The organism is Pseudomonas sp. FW305-3-2-15-C-LB1 (genome assembly GCF_058787615.1).
Window position 1 is genome coordinate 59,725 of record NZ_JBYSZX010000004.1, and the last position, 20,783, is coordinate 80,507.

At 62.3% G+C, this 20,783-nt stretch carries 19 protein-coding genes; 8 read left to right on the plus strand and 11 right to left on the minus strand.

Features of this window, described 5'->3' with window-relative positions; all coding sequences use genetic code 11:
* Nucleotides 1–6 precede the first annotated feature (6 nt).
* The 7 genes from AC3WP7_RS09645 to pqqE all read left to right on the plus strand — a co-directional run bounded on the left by AC3WP7_RS09645 (nt 7) and on the right by pqqE (nt 6,569).
* Nucleotides 7–801 (plus strand): carbon-nitrogen hydrolase family protein, encoded by a 795-nt coding sequence (locus tag AC3WP7_RS09645; protein WP_102591851.1) that lies wholly within the window; start codon nt 7–9, stop codon nt 799–801.
* Nucleotides 802–849: 48 nt separating this feature from the next.
* Complete coding sequence (gene pqqF / locus AC3WP7_RS09650) at nt 850–3,198, plus strand: pyrroloquinoline quinone biosynthesis protein PqqF (RefSeq protein ID WP_102591850.1); 2,349 nt, start codon at nt 850–852, stop codon at nt 3,196–3,198.
* 159 nt (nt 3,199–3,357) lie between these two features.
* Nucleotides 3,358–3,432, plus strand: coding sequence for a pyrroloquinoline quinone precursor peptide PqqA (gene pqqA / locus AC3WP7_RS09655; RefSeq protein WP_003194766.1), 75 nt, complete (start codon nt 3,358–3,360; stop codon nt 3,430–3,432).
* A 66-nt stretch (nt 3,433–3,498) separates the two neighbouring features.
* Nucleotides 3,499–4,410 carry a pyrroloquinoline quinone biosynthesis protein PqqB gene (gene pqqB / locus AC3WP7_RS09660; RefSeq protein ID WP_058424746.1) on the plus strand — a complete coding sequence of 304 codons (912 nt, stop codon included), beginning with the start codon at nt 3,499–3,501 and terminating at the stop codon, nt 4,408–4,410.
* Nucleotides 4,411–4,421: 11 nt separating this feature from the next.
* Nucleotides 4,422–5,174, plus strand: coding sequence for a pyrroloquinoline-quinone synthase PqqC (gene pqqC / locus AC3WP7_RS09665; RefSeq protein ID WP_102591849.1), 753 nt, complete (start codon nt 4,422–4,424; stop codon nt 5,172–5,174).
* The gene (pqqD, locus tag AC3WP7_RS09670; RefSeq protein WP_092242265.1) at nt 5,171–5,446 is read left to right on the plus strand and encodes a pyrroloquinoline quinone biosynthesis peptide chaperone PqqD; all 276 of its coding nucleotides are present in this window, start codon (nt 5,171–5,173) and stop codon (nt 5,444–5,446) included. Before pqqC ends, pqqD begins: the two co-directional genes overlap by 4 nt.
* Nucleotides 5,439–6,569, plus strand: coding sequence for a pyrroloquinoline quinone biosynthesis protein PqqE (gene pqqE, locus AC3WP7_RS09675; protein ID WP_102591848.1), 1,131 nt, complete (start codon nt 5,439–5,441; stop codon nt 6,567–6,569). The genes pqqD and pqqE overlap by 8 nt, the downstream gene beginning before the upstream one ends.
* A gap of 5 nt (nt 6,570–6,574) precedes the next feature.
* On the opposite strand, the gene AC3WP7_RS09680 is transcribed toward pqqE, so the two are convergent.
* Entirely contained in the window at nt 6,575–6,733 is a 159-nt protein-coding gene (locus tag AC3WP7_RS09680) for a YqaE/Pmp3 family membrane protein (RefSeq protein ID WP_003228885.1), read from the minus strand.
* Nucleotides 6,734–6,905: 172 nt separating this feature from the next.
* Nucleotides 6,906–8,168: an aspartate aminotransferase family protein gene (locus tag AC3WP7_RS09685; RefSeq protein ID WP_092242256.1), complete on the minus strand. Its 1,263-nt coding sequence runs from the start codon at nt 8,166–8,168 to the stop codon at nt 6,906–6,908.
* A 209-nt stretch (nt 8,169–8,377) separates the two neighbouring features.
* On the opposite strand from AC3WP7_RS09685, the gene AC3WP7_RS09690 reads away from it, so the two are divergent.
* On the plus strand, nt 8,378–9,277 hold the full coding sequence (locus AC3WP7_RS09690) for a LysR family transcriptional regulator (RefSeq protein ID WP_071490257.1): 900 nt from the start codon (nt 8,378–8,380) through the stop codon (nt 9,275–9,277).
* A gap of 226 nt (nt 9,278–9,503) precedes the next feature.
* On the opposite strand, the gene AC3WP7_RS09695 is transcribed toward AC3WP7_RS09690, so the two are convergent.
* From AC3WP7_RS09695 to bioF, 9 genes are all read right to left on the minus strand, one after another.
* Nucleotides 9,504–11,282, minus strand: coding sequence for an acyl-CoA dehydrogenase C-terminal domain-containing protein (locus AC3WP7_RS09695; RefSeq protein ID WP_092242250.1), 1,779 nt, complete (start codon nt 11,280–11,282; stop codon nt 9,504–9,506).
* A gap of 123 nt (nt 11,283–11,405) precedes the next feature.
* Nucleotides 11,406–13,175 carry an acyl-CoA dehydrogenase C-terminal domain-containing protein gene (locus tag AC3WP7_RS09700; RefSeq protein WP_093514163.1) on the minus strand — a complete coding sequence of 590 codons (1,770 nt, stop codon included), beginning with the start codon at nt 13,173–13,175 and terminating at the stop codon, nt 11,406–11,408.
* A 90-nt stretch (nt 13,176–13,265) separates the two neighbouring features.
* Nucleotides 13,266–14,555, minus strand: coding sequence for a GGDEF domain-containing protein (locus AC3WP7_RS09705; protein WP_071490260.1), 1,290 nt, complete (start codon nt 14,553–14,555; stop codon nt 13,266–13,268).
* A gap of 208 nt (nt 14,556–14,763) precedes the next feature.
* Nucleotides 14,764–16,569 (minus strand): phenylacyl-CoA dehydrogenase, encoded by a 1,806-nt coding sequence (locus AC3WP7_RS09710; RefSeq protein WP_071490261.1) that lies wholly within the window; start codon nt 16,567–16,569, stop codon nt 14,764–14,766.
* Nucleotides 16,570–16,897: 328 nt separating this feature from the next.
* The gene (locus tag AC3WP7_RS09715) at nt 16,898–17,179 is read right to left on the minus strand and encodes a hypothetical protein (RefSeq protein WP_058426691.1); all 282 of its coding nucleotides are present in this window, start codon (nt 17,177–17,179) and stop codon (nt 16,898–16,900) included.
* Between the two features lie 106 nt (nt 17,180–17,285).
* Complete coding sequence (gene bioD, locus AC3WP7_RS09720; protein ID WP_102591847.1) at nt 17,286–17,966, minus strand: dethiobiotin synthase; 681 nt, start codon at nt 17,964–17,966, stop codon at nt 17,286–17,288.
* Entirely contained in the window at nt 17,963–18,775 is an 813-nt protein-coding gene (bioC, locus tag AC3WP7_RS09725; RefSeq protein WP_102591846.1) for a malonyl-ACP O-methyltransferase BioC, read from the minus strand. Before bioC ends, bioD begins: the two co-directional genes overlap by 4 nt.
* Nucleotides 18,768–19,499, minus strand: coding sequence for an alpha/beta fold hydrolase (locus AC3WP7_RS09730; RefSeq protein ID WP_058426688.1), 732 nt, complete (start codon nt 19,497–19,499; stop codon nt 18,768–18,770). Before AC3WP7_RS09730 ends, bioC begins: the two co-directional genes overlap by 8 nt.
* Complete coding sequence (gene bioF / locus AC3WP7_RS09735) at nt 19,492–20,673, minus strand: 8-amino-7-oxononanoate synthase (RefSeq protein ID WP_102591845.1); 1,182 nt, start codon at nt 20,671–20,673, stop codon at nt 19,492–19,494. Before bioF ends, AC3WP7_RS09730 begins: the two co-directional genes overlap by 8 nt.
* Nucleotides 20,674–20,783 lie beyond the last annotated feature (110 nt).

Sequence of the window (20,783 nt, forward strand, 5' to 3'; positions counted from 1 at the left end):
TTGAACATGCGCGTCGCCCTGTACCAATGCCCGCCGCTGCCGCTGGATGTGGCCGGCAACCTCAAGCGCTTGCACCAACTGGCGCACGAGGCGTCAGGTGCCGATGTGCTGGTGCTGCCGGAGATGTTCCTGAGCGGCTACAACATCGGTGCCGAGGCCGTTGGCGCCTTGGCCGAGACGCAGGACGGGCCGTCGGCGCAGGCCATTGCCGAACTGGCCAAAAGCGCCGGGCTGGCGATTCTGTACGGCTACCCTGAGCGGGCCGCAGATGGCCAGATCTACAACGCCGTACAGTTGATCGACGCCCAAGGCCAGCGCCTGTGCAACTACCGCAAGACCCATCTGTTTGGTGATCTGGACCATTCGATGTTCAGCGCCGGTGAGGATGATTTCCCACTGGTAGAACTCAACGGCTGGAAGCTCGGTTTCCTGATCTGCTATGACCTGGAGTTCCCGGAAAACACCCGGCGCCTGGCCCTGGCTGGCGCTGAGCTGATCCTGGTGCCCACTGCCAACATGGTGCCGTTCGATTTTGTCGCCGATGTCACCGTGCGGGCGCGAGCCTTTGAAAACCAGTGTTATGTGGCCTACGCCAATTACTGCGGGCATGAAGGCGAGATCCAGTACTGCGGGCAGAGCAGCATTGCCGCGCCGAATGGCCAGCGTATTGCCCAGGCCGGCCTGGACGAAGCGCTGATCGTCGGGGAGTTGGAGCGCCAATCGCTCCTCGACGCCCGCAGTGCCAATCACTACCTGCAAGATCGCCGCCCCGAGTTGTACGGCGCGCTGCACAAGCCCTGATCCAGCCGGTTTGCTAGCATAGGCACATTCTCTGTTTCGGAAGTGCCCATGCCTGCGCCGGCCCACCCTCATTACCTTCACCTGACCCTGGCCAATGGCTTGCGGGTTTCCTTGCATCACGCCCCACGGTTAAAGCGTTGCGCGGCCGTGCTGAGGGTGGCGGCCGGCAGCCACGACGTGCCACTGGCATGGCCGGGACTGGCGCATTTCCTGGAGCATTTGCTGTTCCTCGGGACCGAGCGTTTTCCCACAAGCGAAGGGTTGATGGCCTACGTGCAACGCCATGGAGGCCAGGTCAATGCAAGCACCCGTGAGCGCACTACGGACTTTTTCTTTGAACTGCCGGCGGCCACGTTTGCCGGGGGCCTGGAGCGCTTGGCCGACATGCTGACCCATCCGCGCCTGGCGCTGGAGGACCAACTGCGTGAGCGCGAGGTGCTGCACGCGGAGTTTATCGCCTGGTCCCAGGATGCAACGGCACAACAGCAAGTGGCACTACTGGAAGGCCTGGCGTCGGATCATCCGCTGCGGGGTTTCCATGCGGGCAACCGCGACAGCCTGCCAGTAGAGCATGAGACATTTCAGCAAGCCTTACGGGAATTTCATACGCAGTTCTATCAGAGTGGGCAGATGACCTTGAGCCTGGCCGGCCCACAATCGCTGGAGGCACTGGAAGGCTTGGCACAGCGGTTCAGTGAGCACCTGATCTCAGGACCTCTGCGTGTGCAATCCGCCCCCCCGGCCTTGATGCCGGGGCAAGCCCAGCGCTATCGGCACATCGCCAATGATCACCTGCATCAGGTCATCACGTGCAATGCACCCCGGGAAGCACTGGCATTCCTCTGCACCTGGCTTAACGCTTCGGCACCCGGTGGCTTGCTGGCGGAGCTGAAAGCGCAGCAACTGGCGAGCGCACTGCAGGCGTCGGTGCTGTATCACTTCGCTGGGCAAGCGGTGCTGGCTATCGACTTTACACTCAGTGGTCCCGCTGAATCGGCGACACACGTCGAGGCGTTGCTGTACGACTGGCTGGCCTTTTTCGCACATAGCGACTGGACGGCGTTGCGCGAAGAATTCGCACTGCTGGCCGTTCGCCAACAACAGACCCAAGGCGCTCTGGCCTTGGCCCGAAACGACAACCAAGGCCTGTCGGAACTGGATGTCGCCGCCCTCAAGGCCATGCTGGATTCGCTGCACCTGCCGCCCTCCACACTCACTTGGCAGTTGCCGCCGAACAACCCCTTCCTGCGTCCGCCGGTCAAGGAAGAACGCGCCGGCCTGATCCGCGGCCAGACCAGCGCCCACCGAGGCTTGCGCACGTTTGCCCAGGATCGCTCCAGAGGGCGTCGTGATGCATCGGCGTTGACCTTCAGCCAGGCATTGGCGGACGACAGCAACGAAGGGGCATTGTATCTGCAATGGCAATCAGCTCCGCCACACCCGGAAAACGCTTTGCAATCGTTGCGCGACAATGCACGCCAGGCGGGTGTCGACGTGTCGTTCGAAAACCTGGGCAGTCACTGGCTGGTGAAAATGGTCGGGCTACAGGAGCCGATCCCAGCAGTTCTGGAAGTGCTGGCACAACGCCTGGGCGATCCGCAAGAGGCACAAGCCGCCGCGCCGCCCATGATCGCCATCCGCGAATTGCTCAAGACGCTGCCCGCTTGCTGCACCTCGACCACGTCCGAACCAGCCTCGTGGGACTCCGCACGTTGGCACGGCCTGGGGCTGGGTTTCTCTACCCCCCATGAAGCCTTGATCAAAACTGCTGCGGCCCGCCTGCCGGGGCAACCCGCGAGCCTCAATCACGTCGCGCCATCCCTGAGCGGCCAACGTATCTGGCATGAGGTGGAAACCGACTCAAACGAAGCCGCGTTGCTGCTGTTTTGTCCAACGCCAAGCCAATCCTTGGCGGACGAAGCCGCATGGCGACTACTCGGCCATCTGCTCCAGGCGCCGTTCTACCAACGCCTGCGGGTAGAGCTGCAAATCGGCTACGCCGTGTTCAGCGGCATCCGACAGATAAACGGCCAGACCGGCCTGCTGTTCGGTGTGCAATCCCCTGGCCTGTCCCTGTCGGGCATCGCCGATCACCTGAACACCTTCCTCAAGCAACTGCCGGCGCTGATCGACCGCAGCGACGACCTGGGCAACCTGGCGTTGGCCGAGCAGTTCTGCGCACGGACGCTACCCAACGCCCAAGCCGCCGAACTGCTGTGGCATGCCCATCTGGCGGGCCATCCGTCGGACTACCTGGTTCAACTTCAAGCCCGGATCCAAACCTGTACCCGCGAAGCATTGCAGCATGCCGCGCAACAATTAAACGACGCCGCAGGCGGCTGGCGCTGCATCGCCAACGGCCCGCGCATCTCGACTGCGTGGCAAGCGGCAGGGTGATCATTGCCGCCCCTGCAAAAGGCTTTCTCCCTCAAGACAGCGCTAACTTGAAAAGAATTGAGTAATATTCCCACGCACACATCTGAACATCTCCGACTGGAGGTGGACTATATGTATTACTTGGTAGTAAACGTCCCATCCCTTCGTAGGAGTAAGAATATGACCTGGTCCAAACCTGCTTACACTGATCTGCGCATCGGTTTCGAAGTCACCATGTACTTCGCCAGCCGTTAATCCGCTGGGTAATACAACGCCTCGGTTCGCCCGGGGCGTTTTTGTTTTGAGCTTGATGGAGCTGCCATGTTTGTCCAGATTCTAGGTTCCGCCGCTGGCGGTGGTTTCCCGCAGTGGAACTGCAACTGCGTGAACTGCGCGGGTTTCCGTGACGGCAGCCTGCGGGCCCAGGCGCGTACCCAGTCGTCCATCGCGATCTCCGACGATGGCGTGAATTGGGTGCTGTGCAATGCCTCGCCGGATATCCGCGCGCAACTCCAGGGCTTTGCACCGATGCAACCCGGCCGCGCCCTGCGCGATACCGGCATCAGCGCGATCATCCTGATGGACAGCCAGATCGACCACACCACCGGCCTGCTGAGCCTGCGCGAAGGCTGCCCGCATCAGGTGTGGTGCACCGACATGGTCCATGAAGACCTCAGCACCGGTTTCCCGCTGTTCAGCATGCTCACCCACTGGAACGGCGGCCTGGCCTGGAACCGCATCGAGCTGGACGCCAGCTTCACCATCCCGGCCTGCCCCAATCTGCGCTTCACCCCGCTGCCCCTGCGCAGCGCAGCCCCACCCTACTCGCCACACCGCTTCGACCCGCACCCCGGCGACAACATCGGCCTGATCGTCGAAGACCTGCGCACCGGCGGCAAGCTGTTCTACGCCCCGGGCCTGGGCAAGGTCGACGCGCCATTGCTGGAGATCATGGCCGGCAGCGACTGTCTTCTGGTGGACGGCACCATGTGGGATGACGATGAAATGCAGCGCCGTGGCGTTGGCACCCGCACCGGCCGCGAGATGGGCCACCTGGCGCAAAACGGCCCCGGCGGCATGCTTGAAGTGCTGGAACAGTTGCCCGAGCAGCGCAAGGTGCTTATCCACATCAACAACACCAACCCGATCCTCGATGAAGACTCCCCCGAGCGAGCGGAGCTGGTGCGGCGCAATGTCGAAGTGGCTTACGACGGCATGAGCATTGAATTGTAGGAGCTGACGAGATGACTGACACGCCATTGACCACCGCCGAATTCGAAGCCGCCCTGCGGGCCAAGGGCGCCTTCTACCATATCCATCACCCGTATCACGTGGCGATGTACGAAGGCCGCGCCACCCGCGAGCAGATCCAGGGCTGGGTCGCCAACCGTTTCTATTATCAGGTGAATATCCCGCTCAAAGACGCCGCGATCCTGGCCAACTGCCCGGACCGTGAGATCCGTCGCGAGTGGATCCAGCGCCTGCTCGACCACGATGGCGCCCCCGGTGAGGACGGCGGCATCGAAGCCTGGCTGCGCCTGGGCCAGGCGGTGGGCCTCGACCCCGACCAACTACGCTCGCAGGAGTTGGTACTGCCTGGCGTACGATTCGCGGTAGACGCCTACGTCAACTTCGCCCATCGCGCCAGTTGGCAGGAAGCCGCGAGCAGCTCGCTGACCGAGCTGTTCGCGCCGCAGATCCACCAGTCGCGCCTCGATAGCTGGCCGCAGCATTACCCCTGGATCAACCCGGCCGGCTATGAATATTTCCGCACCCGCCTGGGCCAGGCCCGCCGCGATGTGGAACACGGGTTGGCAATTACCCTGCAGCACTACACCACTCGTGAAGGCCAGGAGCGCATGCTGGAGATTCTCCAGTTCAAACTCGACATCCTGTGGAGCATGCTCGATGCCATGAGCATGGCCTATGAACTCAAGCGCCCGCCATATCACAGCGTGACCGAGCAGCGGGTGTGGCATAAAGGGATCACCCTATGAGCTTTGACCGCAGCAAGAAACCGACCTGGCGCCCAGGCTACCGTTACCAGTATGAGCCGGCGCAAAAAGGCCACGTGTTGCTCTACCCCGAAGGCATGATCAAGCTCAACGACAGCGCCGCATTGATCGGTGGCTTGATCGACGGCGAGCGCGACGTAGCGGCCATCATCGCCGAGCTGGAGAAACAATTTCCTGGTGTGCCTGAGCTCGGTGAAGACATCGAGCAATTCATGGAGGTCGCCCGTGCTGAGCACTGGATCACCCTTGCCTGAAAAGCCGGCCATCGGCCTGCCGCTGTGGTTGCTGGCCGAGCTGACCTACCGCTGCCCGTTGCAGTGCCCGTACTGCTCCAACCCATTGGACTTTGCCGAGCAGGGCAAGGAGCTGACGACCGAGCAGTGGTTCAAGGTGTTTCGCGAAGCCCGCGAGATGGGGGCCGCGCAGCTGGGGTTTTCCGGCGGTGAACCGCTGGTGCGCCAGGACCTGGCCGAGCTGATCGCTGAAGCGCGCAAACTGGGGTTCTACACCAACCTGATCACCTCGGGCATCGGCCTCACCGAGCAGAAGATCAGCGACTTCAAGAAAGCCGGCCTGGACCATATCCAGATCAGCTTCCAGGCCAGCGACGAACAGGTGAACAACCTGCTGGCCGGCTCGAAAAAAGCCTTCGCACAGAAGCTGGAAATGGCCAGGGCCGTGAAGGCCCACGGCTACCCGATGGTGCTGAACTTCGTGACCCATCGGCACAATATCGACAAGATCGACCGCATCATCGAACTGTGCATTGCGCTGGAGGCCGACTTCGTGGAGCTCGCCACCTGCCAGTTCTACGGCTGGGCACAGCTCAATCGGGTGGGGTTGTTGCCGACCCGGGAGCAGCTGGTGCGCGCCGAACGCATCACCAACGAATATCGCGACCGGCTGGAAGCGGAAGGTCACCCGTGCAAGCTGATCTTCGTCACACCGGACTACTACGAAGAGCGCCCGAAGGCCTGCATGAACGGCTGGGGCAGTATCTTCCTGACCGTGACACCCGACGGTACCGCCCTGCCGTGTCACGGTGCCCGACAAATGCCGGTGCAATTTCCCAATGTGCGCGACCACAGCATGCAGCACATCTGGTACGACTCGTTCGGCTTCAACCGCTTTCGTGGCTACGACTGGATGCCCGAGCCGTGCCGTTCGTGCGATGAAAAAGAAAAGGACTTCGGCGGCTGCCGTTGCCAGGCCTTCATGCTGACGAGGGACGCGAGCAATGCCGACCCGGTCTGCAGCAAGTCCGAGCAGCACGGCATCATCCTGCAAGCGCGGGAAGAGGCCGAGCACGCCACCCAGACCATCGAGCAACTGGCCTTTCGCAATGAGCGCAACTCACGGCTCATCGCCAAAGGCTGACGGCCTCAGCGCTTGGCGATGATGTACACCGCGTGCACGATGCCCGGGATGTAGCCGCACAGGGTCAGCAGGATATTCAGCCAGAACGCGCCGCCGAAACCCACTTGCAGGAACACACCCAGTGGCGGCAACAGAATGGCGATGATGATACGAATGAAATCCATGGGATCAGCTCCAGAAAATCGGCTCGTGTGAGCCGTGTAGCTAATCGACCTTGGGCGTTCGTGAGGGTTCAGTGGGATCTGGCGTTGGGCCATCCAGGCAAAAAAACGCCCCCAGCCAAAAGAATCAGGCCGGAGGCGTCGCGTAGACCGCGAGACGGTTCAGGAATAGGGGTTAAACAGCGATGCCCTTGCGGCATTGCAGTTGTGCGGTGCGCACGCGGGAGAAGGCACGGGCCAGGCGCAGGAGCATTTCGTCGATGTTGCTTTTGCTCACCGTGAGGGCCGGGGTGAAGCGCAGGCAGCCGGGCTGTGGGGCGTTGAGGATCAGGCCTTCGTGCAGGGCCGCTTTTACCACCGCATCCGCAGAATCATCCGACAGCGCCAGGCCCCACATCAGGCCGTGGCCGCGCAGCGGGCCGTGGTCGTAGCGATAGGCCAGGCGGGCAAGGCCTTCGCCGAGGTAAAGGCCGGACTCACGCACCTGTTCCAGAAAGCCGTGCTCCAGCACCGTATCGAATACCGCCAGCCCGGCCGATGCCATCAGCGCATTGCCGTGATGGGTGCCTTCCAGCTCGCCCACTTCAAAACAGCAGGCTTTACCACGCGCCAGCAGCGCCGCAAGGGGCACACCGCCGCCCAGGCCTTTGCCCAGGGTGATGATGTCCGCACGTACGCCGTATTGCTGTTCGGCGAGTAAGGTGCCGCAGCGGCCTATGCCGGTTTGCACCTCGTCGAGTATCAGCAGGATCCCCAGTTCACGGCACAGCCGCTCGACCCCTTTGAGATAGTGCTCCGTCGCGGGGATCACTCCGGCCGCGCCCTGGATCGGCTCCAGCAGGATGGCGACGGTTTGCGCGTCGACCGCGGCATGCAGGGCCGGCAGGTCGTTGAAGGGCACATGGCTGAAGCCCGGCAGTTGCGGTTCGAAGCGATTGGTACTCTCGCCCGCCGACGCCGACATCGCCGCAAAACTGCGACCATGGCAACCACCGCTCGCGCTGATGATGCGGTAAGCGCCACCACGATGCAGTTGGCCCCATTTGCGCGCCAACTTGATCGCGGCTTCAACGGCTTCCGCGCCGCTGTTGAGCAGGTAGGCCTGGTCACTGCCGGTGCGATGGCACAGGCGCTCGGCAAGGTTGAGTTGAGCGCGGTTATGCAAGCCGTTGCCTGGGTTGATCAGCGCCTGAGTCTGGTCGGCCAGCGCCTTGATCAACACCTGTGGGCTGTGGCCGAGGCTGTTGGCTGCGTTGCCCTGGCTGAAATCCAGGTAGGCCCGGTCGTCACTGTCCCAGAGCCAGGAACCCTGGCCGCGCACGAACACTTGCGGCGGCCGTGCGACGGAGGGCATCAGGGATTCGTTGGGAGGATTATCGCTGGGCGTCTCCAGAACTAAATCGTCCAGGCTCGGCGCGGGGCGACGGAATAGATTCATGGCTCGCCCCCAATAGCAACTGGGCCTTGGTCGGTGCGAGGTGCCAACATTGCCTTGAGGTTTTTTGCCTTGCCTATGTAAACGCCATCAATATAAACGCTGTTCATTGCCCGATCTGGCCCTGTAAGCCCTGCGAATAGGCGCTAGACTAGGCGTCTCGGGGGCCAGCGGCCATTTCGATTTTCCAGCTTTTTCGATAAGTAAACCTTATGGATTTCAAGCAACTGCGTTATTTCGTCGCGGTGTATGAGGAGGGCCATGTAGGCCGTGCTGCGGAGCGTCTGTCGATCTCCCAGCCGGCGCTGTCCCAGCAGATTCGCCAGTTGGAGCAGAACCTGGATGTGAGCCTGTTCGAACGCAGCAGCAAGCGCCTGCTACCGACACTGGCGGCGCATACGCTGTACAACCACGCCTTGCCGCTGATTGATGGCATGCAACAGGCAGTTGAGGCCCTGCGCAACTTCAAGGGCCAGGCGATGCGCACGCTGGCCATCGGCGTGCTGCAAACCGTGCACACCAGCCTGGTCCCGCAGATGCTCGAGCGCGTGCGCAAGGCCCAGCCGCATTTGGTGGTGCAGATCTACGAATTGACCGGGCTCGAAATTGAGCGGCGGCTACTCAACGGCTCGCTGGATATCGGCATCAGTTACCTGCCGCCACGCCAGCCGGGGTTGCACGGCGTGTTGCTGTACGAAGATGAGTTGAAGGTGGTCATCCCCGAAGACCATCCCTTGCGGGAATTCAAGAAAGTCTCACTGAAGCAGGCCGCGGAGTTGCCGATGTTGCTGTTGGGGGAAGAGTTTCAGGTGCGGCAGATCTGGCAGGGCCAGCTGTCCAACCTCGGGCGACGCCCGCAGGTCCAGGCGGAACTCAACACCATGGTGGGGATCCTCGACAGCCTGCCTCACACAAAACTGGCGACGGTGCTGCCGGGGCGCTCCCAGGATGAACACAACAGCCAGGCGCTGCTTTGGAAGCCCTTGAGTGAGCCCAGGGTGCCGCTGAAAGTCGGTCTGGTGTGCCGCGATGTGCAGCGCCAGCAGGCGACGGTGGCGTTGCTGCGCACCTTGCTGGAAGACGTGATGAATGCCCCGCAGGCGCCTGCCTGACTTTTTCGCGGGCAAAAGAAAACCCCGCCGAAGCGGGGCTTTGCAGACTGTTTCCCTGACATCCATTTCACTCCGCCGTCCTGGCAGAATCCTACGTGTCCGTGTTGTTGCTTTGCGCTTCCTGCGCGACGTCCATGTGAAGTAGATTATCCGTGGATCCAATATGGCGATAGAGGACGAATAGCAGCACGTCATGTAAGAGAATGCTTACACGTCCTCCAAGCCCTTAGAACAAGGCTTCATCCAGCAAAAACAGTGATTCGCTACCGGCTTTTACCGACGCACTCAGCGAGTGGATGCGTGGCAACAGGCGCGCAAAGTAGAAACGCGCAGTCCCCAGTTTGCTGGCGTAGAAGTCTTCTTGCGACTCCTTGCCCAACGCGGCCTTGGCCATGCGAGCCCACATATAGGCATACGCCATGTAGCCAAAGGCATGCAGGTACTCCACCGACGCCGCGCCGATTTCATTGGGGTTGGCCTTGGCGCGGTCCAGCACCCAGGCGGTCAGCTCATCCAGGTTATCCACCGCCGCGCCCAACGGCTTGGTGAATTCGGCCAGCTCGGCACCCGCCGAGGCAATGAACGCGCGGATCTCATCGGCAAACAGGGTGTAGAACGCCCCGCCACTGCCGACGATCTTGCGCCCCATCAGGTCCAGGGCCTGGATGCCGTTGGTGCCTTCGTAGATCTGCGTGATGCGCACATCGCGCACCAGTTGCTCCTGGCCCCACTCACGAATGTAACCGTGGCCGCCAAATACCTGTTGGCCCAGCACAGTGGTTTCCAGGCCCAGGTCGCTCAGGAACGCCTTGGCCACCGGCGTCAGCAGTGCCACCAGGTTATCCGCACGCTCGCGGGCAGCGGCGTCGTCGCTGAACTTGGCGATGTCCAGTTGCGTCGCCACGTAGGTGGAGAACGCACGGCCACCTTCGTTGGCGGCCTTCATGGTGAGCAGCATGCGCCGTACGTCCGGGTGCACGATGATCGGGTCGGCCATTTTGTCTTTGGCCTGCGCGCCGGTCGGTGCACGGCTTTGCAGGCGGTCGCGGGCGTACTCGATAGCGTTCTGATAGGAACGCTCGCCGGACGCCAGGCCCTGGATACCGACACCCAGGCGCTCGTAGTTCATCATGGTGAACATCGCCGCCAGACCACGGTTCGGCTCGCCCACCAGGTAACCCACGGCCTCGTCGAAATTCATCACGCAGGTCGCCGACGCCTGGATCCCCATCTTGTGCTCGATGGAACCACAGCTCACGGCATTGCGTGCGCCCAGGCTGCCGTCGGTGTTCACCATGAACTTCGGCACCAGGAACAGCGAAATCCCCTTGGGCCCCGCCGGCGCGTCCGGCAGCTTGGCCAGTACCAGGTGGATGATGTTATCGGTGAGGTCGTGTTCACCGCCGGTGATGAAGATCTTGGTGCCGCTGACTGTGTAGGAGCCGTCCGCCTGCGGCTCAGCCTTGGTGCGGATCATCCCCAGGTCGGTCCCGGCGTGGGCCTCGGTCAGGCACATGGAACCGGCCCACTCACCGGAATACATCTTCGGCAGATAAGCAGCCTTGAGCGCTTCGCTGGCGTGGGTGTTGATCGACACGCAGGCGCCGGAGGTCAGCATCGGGTACAGGCCGAACGCCAGGCTCGACGAGTTGATCATCTCTTCGACCTGGGCCGACACGGCCTTGGGCATGCCCATGCCGCCGAACGCAGGGTCGCCGCCTACACCCACCCAACCGCCTTCAGCGTAGGTTTTGTAGGCTTGCGGAAAACCGTCCGGCGTAAATACCGCTGTGTTATCCCAACGGCAACCTTGTTCATCGCCACCACGGCTGAGCGGGGCGATGGATTTGGCGGTGACCTTGCCGGCTTCTTCGAGGATTGCCTCTACGGTTTCGGCGTCAACGGTGTCTGCCAATGCCGGCAACTGGGCCCAAGTGGTGGCGACCTCAAAGACTTCGTTGAGGACGAAGCGCATATCACGCAGCGGCGCTTTGTAATCAGCCATGGCAAACCTCGTGAGAACGTGAAAAGTAATTCGGGAAGAGTCGGTTTTACAGGCTCAGAGTGTACCCGAACAACTTTTCAGACACATAGGGTCCACTTGTGACTGATTGGTATTTTTAAGTCATCACCACGCAAACGCCTCCGCAGGCAGACTCATCAGGCATTCGCTGCCCGCTTCCACGGCCGCGCGATGGGTAGCCGTACGCGGCAGTAGACGCTTGAAGTAGAACTCGCACGTGGCCAACTTGGCCTTGGCAAAATCGCCATCTGGCTGTTCAAGGGCAGCGATCGCCATGCGCAGCCACAGGTACGCGAGCACCACGTAACCGCTGTACATCAAGTAATCCACCGCCGCCGCGCCCACTTCATCGGGGTTCTTCATCGCGGCCATGCCGACCTTCGTGGTCAGCTCACCCCACTCCCCGTTCAACTGATTGAGTTGCGCCACATAGCCCTTGAGCTGAGGGTGCTCGGCATTCGCGGCACAGAACTTATGCACGATTTTGGTAAACCCACGCAGCAACTTGCCCTGGCTGCCCAGCACCTTGCGCCCCAGCAGGTCGAGGGCCTGGATGCCGTTGGTGCCTTCATAGATCGGCGCAATCCGCGCATCGCGGGCCAGTTGTTCCATGCCCCATTCGCGGATGTAACCGTGGCCACCGAAGATCTGCATGCCGTGGTTGGTCACCTCAAGGCCAGTGTCGGTCATAAAGGCTTTGCAGATGGGCGTGAGGAACGCCAGCAGGTCTTCGGCCTCCTGACGCTGCGCCGCGTCCTTGCTCAGGTGCGCGGTGTCGAGCAATTGTGCGGTGAAGTAGGTCAGCGCACGGTTGCCTTCGTTGAAGGCCTTCATGGTCAGCAGCATGCGGCGCACATCAGGGTGCACGATGATCGGGTCGGCGGCTTTGTCCGGGGCCTTGGCGCCAGTCAGCGAGCGCATTTGCAGACGGTCGTTGGCGTATTTGATCGCGCCCTGGAAGCTCGCTTCGCCGTTGCACAGGCCCTGCATGCCGGTGCCCAGGCGCGCATGGTTCATCATGGTGAACATACAGTTGAGGCCCTTGTTCGGCTCACCGATCAGGAAACCCTTGGCCCCATCGAAGTTCAACACACAGGTAGCGGACGCCTTGATGCCCATCTTGTGTTCGATGGAACCGCAGTGCACCGCATTGCGCTCGCCTGTGTCGGCATGGAACTTGGGCACGATGAACAGCGAGATGCCCTTGGTGCCCGCCGGCGCATCCGGCAGCTTGGCCAGCACCAGGTGAATGATATTGGCGCTCATGTCGTGCTCGCCGGCCGAGATGAAGATCTTGCTGCCGGTGACCGCATAGCTGCCGTCCGCCTGGGGCACGGCACGGGTCTTGATCAGGCCCAGGTCGGTGCCGCAGTGGGCTTCGGTGAGGCACATGGTGCCGGTCCATTCGCCCGCAGTGAGTTTGGTCAGGAACGTGTCTTTCTGCTCGGCGGTGCCGTGGGCGTGGATCGCCGACATCGCGCCGTGGGTCAGCCCCGGGTACATGCCCCAGGAGGTGTTGCTGGAGCCGATCATCTCGCTCAGCACCAGGCCGAGCGACTGCGGCAAGCCCTGGCCACCGTAGGCCGGGTCCGCTGCCACGCCGTGCCAGCCGCCCTCAACGTACTGGGCGAAGGCTTCCTTGAAGCCCTTGGGCGTGGTGACCACGCCATTGTCGAAATGGCAGCCTTCTTCGTCGCCACTGCGGTTGAGTGGCGCGAGCACGTTCTCGCAGAATTTTGCGCCTTCTTCGAGGATCGCAGCGACCATGTCCGGGCTGGCATCGGTGGCGCCCAATGCGGCGTAGTGGCCGTGGAAATCAAACACGTTGTCGATCAGAAAGCGCATGTCGCGAAGGGGAGCTTTGTACTCAGGCATGGCAATGTCTCCGTCAGCAGATGGTTTCAACCTACCGCCGGCCAACGCCCGGAACAATCACTGTAGAACCGCTGAATACACCGCCATCACTCAACCGGCAGCGCTCTCCATGCGCACCGCGCCACGCCGGGTCTGCCCGGACGCTACCACGCAGTTGCGCCCCGCGCCCTTGGCGGCGTACAGCGCCTGGTCGGCGGACTTGAGCACTTCCTCGGGCGTGCGCTGCTCGGCCTGGCGTTCGGCCACGCCGATGCTGATGGTCACTGAGACACTGGAGGCGCCGCTGCCTGAACGGCGCTGGCGACCCTGCTGATCGTCCTGGGGGCGGTCCGAATGACGCAGCTTGATGTCGTAGTCGGCGATGATCTCGCGGATCTCCTCCAGGTGCGGCATGCATTCATCCAGGGTCTTGCCGGCGAACACCACGGCGAATTCTTCACCGCCGTAGCGGTACGCGCGCCCGCCACCGTTGACCTTTGACAGCTTGCTCGCCACCAGCCGCAATACCTGGTCGCCCACGTCATGACCATGGGTATCGTTGAAGCGCTTGAAGTGGTCGACGTCGCTCATCGCCAGCACATAGTTGCGCCCCAGCCGCTGCATGCGCTCGTTCAGCGCACGACGCCCCGGCAGGCCGGTCAGCTCATCGCGGAAGGCCATTTGATAAGCCTCGTGGGCCACACCGGCGGCGATCATCAGCATCACCTGGCTGCACATGATATTCAGGGTGAAGGGCAGGATGAACGTCTGCGGCAACATCCAGAACAGGCCGAGCAACCCCACCAGTTGCGCCGCATGCAGCGGGCGCGGCTGGTACCAGTATTGCGCTGCCAGGGTCAGGAAGCCGATCAGGAACATCGGGTAAGACAACTGGATCAGGCTCATCCAAGTACCATGCAGCGCCGGCCAGCGGATCTCCGCCAGCCAGTTCAGCACCGCCTGGGGATAACTCTGCTCCAGCGCCAGCGCTACGCTGCCGACCGCCAGCAACACCGCGCCACGGGCAACGAAGTCACGAAACAGGTGGGTCTTCTCCTGCCACAGAGCGTAGATGCTGAACAACAACGGCAGCAGCAGGCAGCACAGGTGAAACACCACCGCGGCGTCTTCGCGCACGCGGCCATTGTCGCGGTAGAAGTCGGTCTGGGTATCGAGCAGGAAGTAGACGATGTACACCGTGATCATCAGGAACAGTTCACGCTGGCGGCGGTACACCGCGCAGTACGAACCACCGAGCAGCAGCACCAGGGTCGGCAACACATTGAACAGCGAGGTGAAGAAGACGTTGAGGTCCTTGACGTACGCAGCCGAGAGCCCGGCCAGCAAGAGCAGCAACGAAGGGAGAAAGTGACTGAAACGTACAGCGGACACGCGTGACAAGGGTAAAACTCCGACCCGCAAAAAATGATGGCACTGTGCCTTTATGCAGACAGTTAAACACAACCCGTCGAACATGTATCACATTGCCATCACTGTAACGGCAGCCGACAGTAATCCCTGAGTGCTGCGCTGTGGTTTTTTATCGGGTACAAAAAAACCGCCGCTCCCGCAAGGGAGCGGCGGCTCTGCAAGTGAACCCCGGTAAGGCTTAGTAAGCCAGGCCGAAGTCTTCTTCTTTCATGTCCATGAGGTTGTTGGCGCCCGACAGCATGGTGGCCACGTGCGTACGGGTACGCGGCAGGATGCGCTGGAAGTAGAAGCGCGCGGTCTGCAGCTTGGCGGTGTAGAACGCTTCTTCGGTGGTGCCGGCAGCCAGTTTCTCGGCCGCCAGGCGCGCCATGTCGGCCCAGAAGTAAGCCAGGCAGGCGTAACCGGAGTACATCAGGTAGTCCACCGAGGCGGCACCCACTTCTTCACGGTCTTTCATCGCGGCCATGCCGACCTTCATGGTCAACTCGCCCCACTCTTTGTTCAGCGCAGCCAGCGGTGCAACGAATTCTTTGACCGCTTCGTTGCCTTCGTTGGCCTGGCAGAACTTGTGCACGATCTTGGTGAAGCCCTTGAGCGCTTCGCCTTGGGTCATCAGCACTTTACGGCCCAGCAGGTCGAGGGCCTGGATGCCGGTGGTGCCTTCGTACAGCATCGAAATGCGGCTGTCGCGAACGTTCTGCTCCATGCCCCACTCGGCGATGAAACCGTGGCCGCCGTAGATCTGCACACCGTGGTTGGCCGATTCAAAGCCGACTTCGGTCATGAAGGCCTTGGCGATCGGGGTCATGAAGGCCAGCAGGCCGTCCGCCTGTTTCTTGGCTTCGTCGTCGGTGCCGTATTTGACGATGTCCACTTGCTTGGCAGTGAAGTACACCATCGCACGGTTGCCTTCGGCGAAGGCCTTCATGGTCAGCAGCATGCGGCGCACGTCAGGGTGCACGATGATCGGGTCGGCAGCTTTGTCCGGTGCTTTCGGGCCGGTCAGGGAGCGCATTTGCAGACGGTCGCGGGCATATTTCAGGCCGCCCTGGAAACCGATCTCGGCATGGGACAGGCCTTGCAGCGCGGTACCCAGGCGAGCGGTGTTCATGAAGGTGAACATGCAGTTCAGGCCTTTGTTCGCCGGGCCGATCAGGAAACCGGTGGCCGCGTCGAAGTTCATCACGCAGGTGGCGTTGCCGTGGATGCCCATCTTGTGTTCCAGGGAACCACAGCTCACGGCGTTGCGCGCGCCAATCGAGCCATCGGCGTTGGGCAGGAACTTCGGCACGATAAACAGCGAGATGCCTTTGGTGCCGGCCGGTGCGTCCGGCAGGCGGGCCAGTACGATATGGACGATGTTGTCGGCCATGTCGTGTTCACCGGCCGAGATGAAGATCTTGGTGCCGGAGACCTTATAGGAACCATCAGCCTGAGGTTCGGCCTTGGTGCGCAGCATGCCCAGGTCGGTGCCGCAGTGTGGCTCGGTCAGGCACATGGTGCCGGTCCATTCGCCCGACACCAGTTTGGTCAGGTAGGCCTCTTGCTGCTCGGGGGTGCCGTGCTCGGAGATGGTGTTCATCGCACCGTGGGACAGGCCCGGGTACATGCCCCACGACCAGTTGGCGGTGCCGACCATTTCGCTCACGGCCAGGCCCAGGGATTCCGGCAGGCCTTGGCCGCCGTGCGCCACGTCGTGGGCCAGGCTTGGCCAGCCGCCTTCGACGAATTGTTTGTAGGCTTCTTTGAAACCGGTAGGGGTTTTGACGCCCGACTCACTCCAGGTGCAGCCTTCGATGTCGCCCACGCGGTTCAGCGGTGCCAGCACTTGCTCACAGAACTTGGCGCCTTCTTCAAGGATGGCGTCAACCATGTCCGGGGTAGCGTCCTGGCAAGCCGGCAGGCTCTGATAGTGCGCTTCATAGCCAAGCAGTTCGTCACGAACGAAGCGAATATCACGCAAGGGGGCCTTGTAGTCAGGCATAGCGATAAACCTCTGCTGATGTATCTGGAATGAACAACCGCGTGGAAGTGTTGGGGCGGTCAAACAGGTGTTTGAAACATACGTTTACCACTTGGGGATGTCAAGCGTCGTCCGGATGCCGTTTGTCATGACGCGAATCAATGGCGCGCACTGCAACGCTTGCGGCAAGACGCCACATGACTGCGGGAGTGTAGAAGTTCAGAAGGACGGCACAGTAAAAATGTGGGAGGGAGCTTGCCCCCGATAGCGCCATGTCAGCCATACACACATTGGCTGATCCATCACTATCGGGGGCAAGCCCCCTCCCATATTTTTTAGCGCCAGCAGATCAGGCGTAGGTATCGATCAAGGTGCCGAGCATTTCATCCGAAGCCTTGGCGACTTTGGCGCCGAGCTCCACTTGGAATTTGCCCTGGGCCATTTCAACCATATTGCTGGCCGAGTTGGACGGCTGGGCGCGGTCGTTGGCTTGCAGACGGTCGCTTTGCGCATCCGATGGCTGGGTAGTCGCGGCGCTGGCAATTCTGCCGGCGGCCTGATCGACACGGTTCTGTCCGGACTGAATACTGCTCAGGCCCGAATAAAACGCGCTGCTTCCAGAGATTTCCATGGCGTAAGCCTGCCTTTAGAGAATCGTGAAGTTGAATTGAAGCAGATATCCCGTCAAAGGGCTCGTCAAAAACACTAATGGCATAATGCCTTGTCGATAGCCAAAATCAGTCAAGCAGGTCCAACTGTAAGTACTCGGCAACCGCTTCAGCCCCGGCGTGCTTGAGTTTCGGCACACGCCCCAGGCATGGCGCAGGCAGGCGCTCGGCCACGGTGGCGAGGTTTTCTTCCAGACGGGAGGTCTTGGGCTCGATGATATTGGCCACCCACCCGGCCAACTGCAGGCCGTCCCGGGCGATGGCTTCGGCGGTCAGCAAGGCATGGCTGATGCAACCCAGGCGCACGCCCACCACCAGGATCACCGGCAACTTCAGCGCCATGGCCAGGTCCGACAGGTTCGCCTGATCGGCCAATGGCACCCGCCAGCCGCCGGCGCCTTCGATCAGGGTGAAATCCGCTTGCCGTGCCAGGATCTGCTGCATGGGCTTCAACAACGATTGCACGGTGAGCGAGAAACCCGCCTCCCGCGCCGCCAGGTGGGGAGCGATGGCCGGTTCGAAGGCCACCGGGTTGACCTCGGCATAACTCAACGGCAACGAGCATTCGGCCAGCAACGCCAGTGCATCGGCGTTGCGCAAGCCCTTGGGCGTGACCTGGCAACCGGAGGCCACCGGCTTGCCAGCCGCGGTGCTTCTACCGGCTTGCCGCGCCGCGTGCAACAGGCCGGCGGCGATGGTGGTCTTGCCGACATCGGTGTCGGTGCCGGTGATGAAGTAAGCGGCGCTCATAGAGGTTTCTCCAGTACGGCATACACCACTTGGTAAGTCGCCGGCAGGCCTTGGGCCTGGCGGAACCGCTCATACGCGTGCACCAGTGCAACAATCCGCGCGCGCCCCGTCAACCCACCGGGGCGACCTGGGTTGAGGTTATGCGCGCCCAGGGCCTTCAACTCGTGGGTCAGGCTGCGTACATCCGGGTAATGCAACACATGAGGACGGCGCTCCACGCTCACCACCCGCAGGCCGCTGGCCGCACACAAGTGTTGATACGCCTCGAAGGTGCGGAAGCGATTGACGTGCACCAGGCCATCCGCCGCACGCCAGCTTTCGCGCAGTTCTTCCAGGGTGCCCACGCAGAGACTGGCGAAGGCCAGCACTCCGCCCGGTTGCAACACCCGATAGGCTTCGCTGAGCACCGCCTCGAAATTCGCACACCACTGCACCGCGAGGGAAGAAAACAGCAGCTGCACGCTCTCAGCTTTGAGCGGCAAGCGTTCGGCGTCGCCGGCGATGAAGTGCTCGGCGCCACCCAGGGGGCGTGCGTGGTTGAGCATGCCTTCGGCGATATCCAGCGCGATGCCTTCGCTGGCGGGCCACTGTTCACCCAGCACGCGACTGAAATAACCGGTGCCGCAGCCCATGTCCAACCAGCGTTGCGGCGCGGTATTGGCCGGCAGGCGCGCCAGCAATTGGCTGCCCACCGCCCGCTGCAACTCGGCAACACTGTCGTAACTGGCGGCGGCACGGGAAAAGGACGCCGCCACCTGGCGCTTGTCCGGCAACGCGCCCGGCAGCGGGGCGTGGGATAAATCAGTCATCGACGCACTCATGCAAAAAAGCCTGGATGGCCCCCGCTACACCGTGAGGGTCTTCCAGAAGAAACGCGTGGCCGGCCTGTTCAATCAGGCCGATTTCAACATCCGGCAGCAGGGCCAGCAGGTCGCTGGCGGCTTCGGCGGGTACCAACCCGTCCAGGCCGGCGAACAGGTGCAACTGCGGGCCGCGATAGGCCAATAAGGCTTCACGGGTATCCAACTGGGCGAGTAGCTCAAGGCCGGGCATCAACACACTGGACGGCGTGTTCGGCGCGCCACTGACCAGCAGCCGCGACAGTCCGCGCGGGTCTTCGGCGCCCTTGGCGCACAACAGGCCGAAGCGCTTGAGGGTGACCTGGGAGTCGGCATGGCAGCCCGCGAGGAACGCGTCGAAGGTCTCGGCGGGCATCGCGCTTGGCCAGCCAGCGTGGGCGACGAAACACGGGTTACTCGCCAGAGTCAGCAGGCCGCAGCAACGTTCGCCACGCCGCGCCGCCAGTTCCGAAGCCAGCATGCCGCCCAGGGACCAGCCGCCCAGCCAGGCGTTGTCTGGCAGCGTGGCGTCGAGTTCGTCGAGCCACTCATTCAGGTCGCTGGAATCCAGTGCGGGCAACGGTTCGATCTGCACCTGCAGGTGCTCGTCCAAACCTTGCAAGGCGGCGGCCAACGGCTCCAGCGGCGATACACCGAGGCCCCAGCCGGGCAGCAATATCAGTCGATCACGCATGGTTGGGCCCCGAACTGCCTGACAAGCGGAAACACGCTTCCAATGCGTTTAACAATAGCTGCACCTGCGCCGCGCTGTGGGCCGCCGTCAATGTCACGCGCAGACGCGCACTGCCGGCGGGCACGGTCGGTGGGCGAATAGCTGTGACCATCAGGCCGCGCTCACGCAGCATCTGCGACAGCCGCATGGCCTTGGCGCTGTCGCCGATCAGGATGGGTTGGATCGGCGTGAAGCTGTCCATCAGGTCCAGCCCAAGCTGCTCGGCGCCCTGGCGGAACTGGCTGATCAGGCGGTTGAGGTGCTCGCGCCGCCAATGCTCAGTGCGCAACAGTTCCAGGCTTTTCAAGGTGGCGCAGGCCAGGGCGGGCGGTTGGCTGGTGGTGTAGATGTACGGGCGGGCGAACTGGATCAGGCTTTCGATCAGCTCTTCACTGCCGGCCACAAACGCCCCGGCCGTGCCGAACGCCTTGCCGAGGGTGCCGACCAGCACCGGCACGTCCTCCTGGCTCAGGCCGAAATGCTCGACGATGCCGCCGCCGTTGGCGCCCAGGGGGCCAAAACCATGGGCGTCATCCACCATCAACCAGGCGCCTTTGGCCTTGGTTTCGCAGGCCAGCGCGGGCAGGTCGGCCAGGTCGCCGTCCATGCTGAACACACCATCGGTGACCACCAGGGTATTGCCGGTAGCTTTCTCCAGGCGCTTGGCCAGGCTCTGCGCATCGTTATGCAGGTAACGCTTGAAACGCGCCCCCGAGAGCAAGCCCGCGTCCAGCAGCGACGCATGGTTGAGACGGTCTTCCAGCACCGTATCGCCCTGCCCCACCAACGCCGTGACCGCGCCGAGGTTGGCCATGTAACCGGTGGTAAACAGCAGCGCACGCGGGCGACCGGTGAGGTCGGCCAGGGCTTCTTCCAGTTCATGGTGCGGCGTGGCATGCCCGACCACCAGGTGCGAAGCGCCGCCGCCCACACCCCAACGGGAGGCACCGGCGCGCCAGGCCTCGATCACTTGCGGGTGATTGGCCAGGCCCAGGTAATCGTTATTGCAGAACGCCAGCAGCGGCTGGCCGTCCACCACCACTTCCGGGCCTTGGGGGCTGTCGAGTAGCGGGCGTTGGCGGTAAAGGTGTTCGGCACGACGGGCAGCGAGGCGCGCGGCGAGATCGAAAGACATGCTGGCCTCGGTTTAACGGTAAAAATGTGGCGGGGATCTAATGTGGGAGGGGGCTTGCCCCCGATTGCAATCGGTCAGTTGATGCAGGTGTCGACTGACCCATCGCTATC

Excerpts from the sequence above, each read along its gene's own strand:
- AC3WP7_RS09645 (WP_102591851.1), top strand. The coding sequence starts at position 7 with ATGCGCGTCGCCCTGTACCAATGCCCGCCGCTGCCGCTGGATGTGGCC.
- pqqF (WP_102591850.1), top strand. The coding sequence starts at position 850 with ATGCCTGCGCCGGCCCACCCTCATTACCTTCACCTGACCCTGGCCAAT.
- pqqB (WP_058424746.1), top strand. The coding sequence starts at position 3,499 with ATGTTTGTCCAGATTCTAGGTTCCGCCGCTGGCGGTGGTTTCCCGCAG.
- pqqC (WP_102591849.1), top strand. The coding sequence starts at position 4,422 with ATGACTGACACGCCATTGACCACCGCCGAATTCGAAGCCGCCCTGCGG.
- pqqD (WP_092242265.1), top strand. The coding sequence starts at position 5,171 with ATGAGCTTTGACCGCAGCAAGAAACCGACCTGGCGCCCAGGCTACCGT.
- AC3WP7_RS09680 (WP_003228885.1), bottom strand. The coding sequence starts at position 6,733 with ATGGATTTCATTCGTATCATCATCGCCATTCTGTTGCCGCCACTGGGT.
- AC3WP7_RS09685 (WP_092242256.1), bottom strand. The coding sequence starts at position 8,168 with ATGAATCTATTCCGTCGCCCCGCGCCGAGCCTGGACGATTTAGTTCTG.
- AC3WP7_RS09690 (WP_071490257.1), top strand. The coding sequence starts at position 8,378 with ATGGATTTCAAGCAACTGCGTTATTTCGTCGCGGTGTATGAGGAGGGC.
- AC3WP7_RS09695 (WP_092242250.1), bottom strand. The coding sequence starts at position 11,282 with ATGGCTGATTACAAAGCGCCGCTGCGTGATATGCGCTTCGTCCTCAAC.
- AC3WP7_RS09700 (WP_093514163.1), bottom strand. The coding sequence starts at position 13,175 with ATGCCTGAGTACAAAGCTCCCCTTCGCGACATGCGCTTTCTGATCGAC.
- AC3WP7_RS09710 (WP_071490261.1), bottom strand. The coding sequence starts at position 16,569 with ATGCCTGACTACAAGGCCCCCTTGCGTGATATTCGCTTCGTTCGTGAC.
- AC3WP7_RS09715 (WP_058426691.1), bottom strand. The coding sequence starts at position 17,179 with ATGGAAATCTCTGGAAGCAGCGCGTTTTATTCGGGCCTGAGCAGTATT.
- bioD (WP_102591847.1), bottom strand. The coding sequence starts at position 17,966 with ATGAGCGCCGCTTACTTCATCACCGGCACCGACACCGATGTCGGCAAG.
- bioC (WP_102591846.1), bottom strand. The coding sequence starts at position 18,775 with ATGACTGATTTATCCCACGCCCCGCTGCCGGGCGCGTTGCCGGACAAG.
- AC3WP7_RS09730 (WP_058426688.1), bottom strand. The coding sequence starts at position 19,499 with ATGCGTGATCGACTGATATTGCTGCCCGGCTGGGGCCTCGGTGTATCG.
- bioF (WP_102591845.1), bottom strand. The coding sequence starts at position 20,673 with ATGTCTTTCGATCTCGCCGCGCGCCTCGCTGCCCGTCGTGCCGAACAC.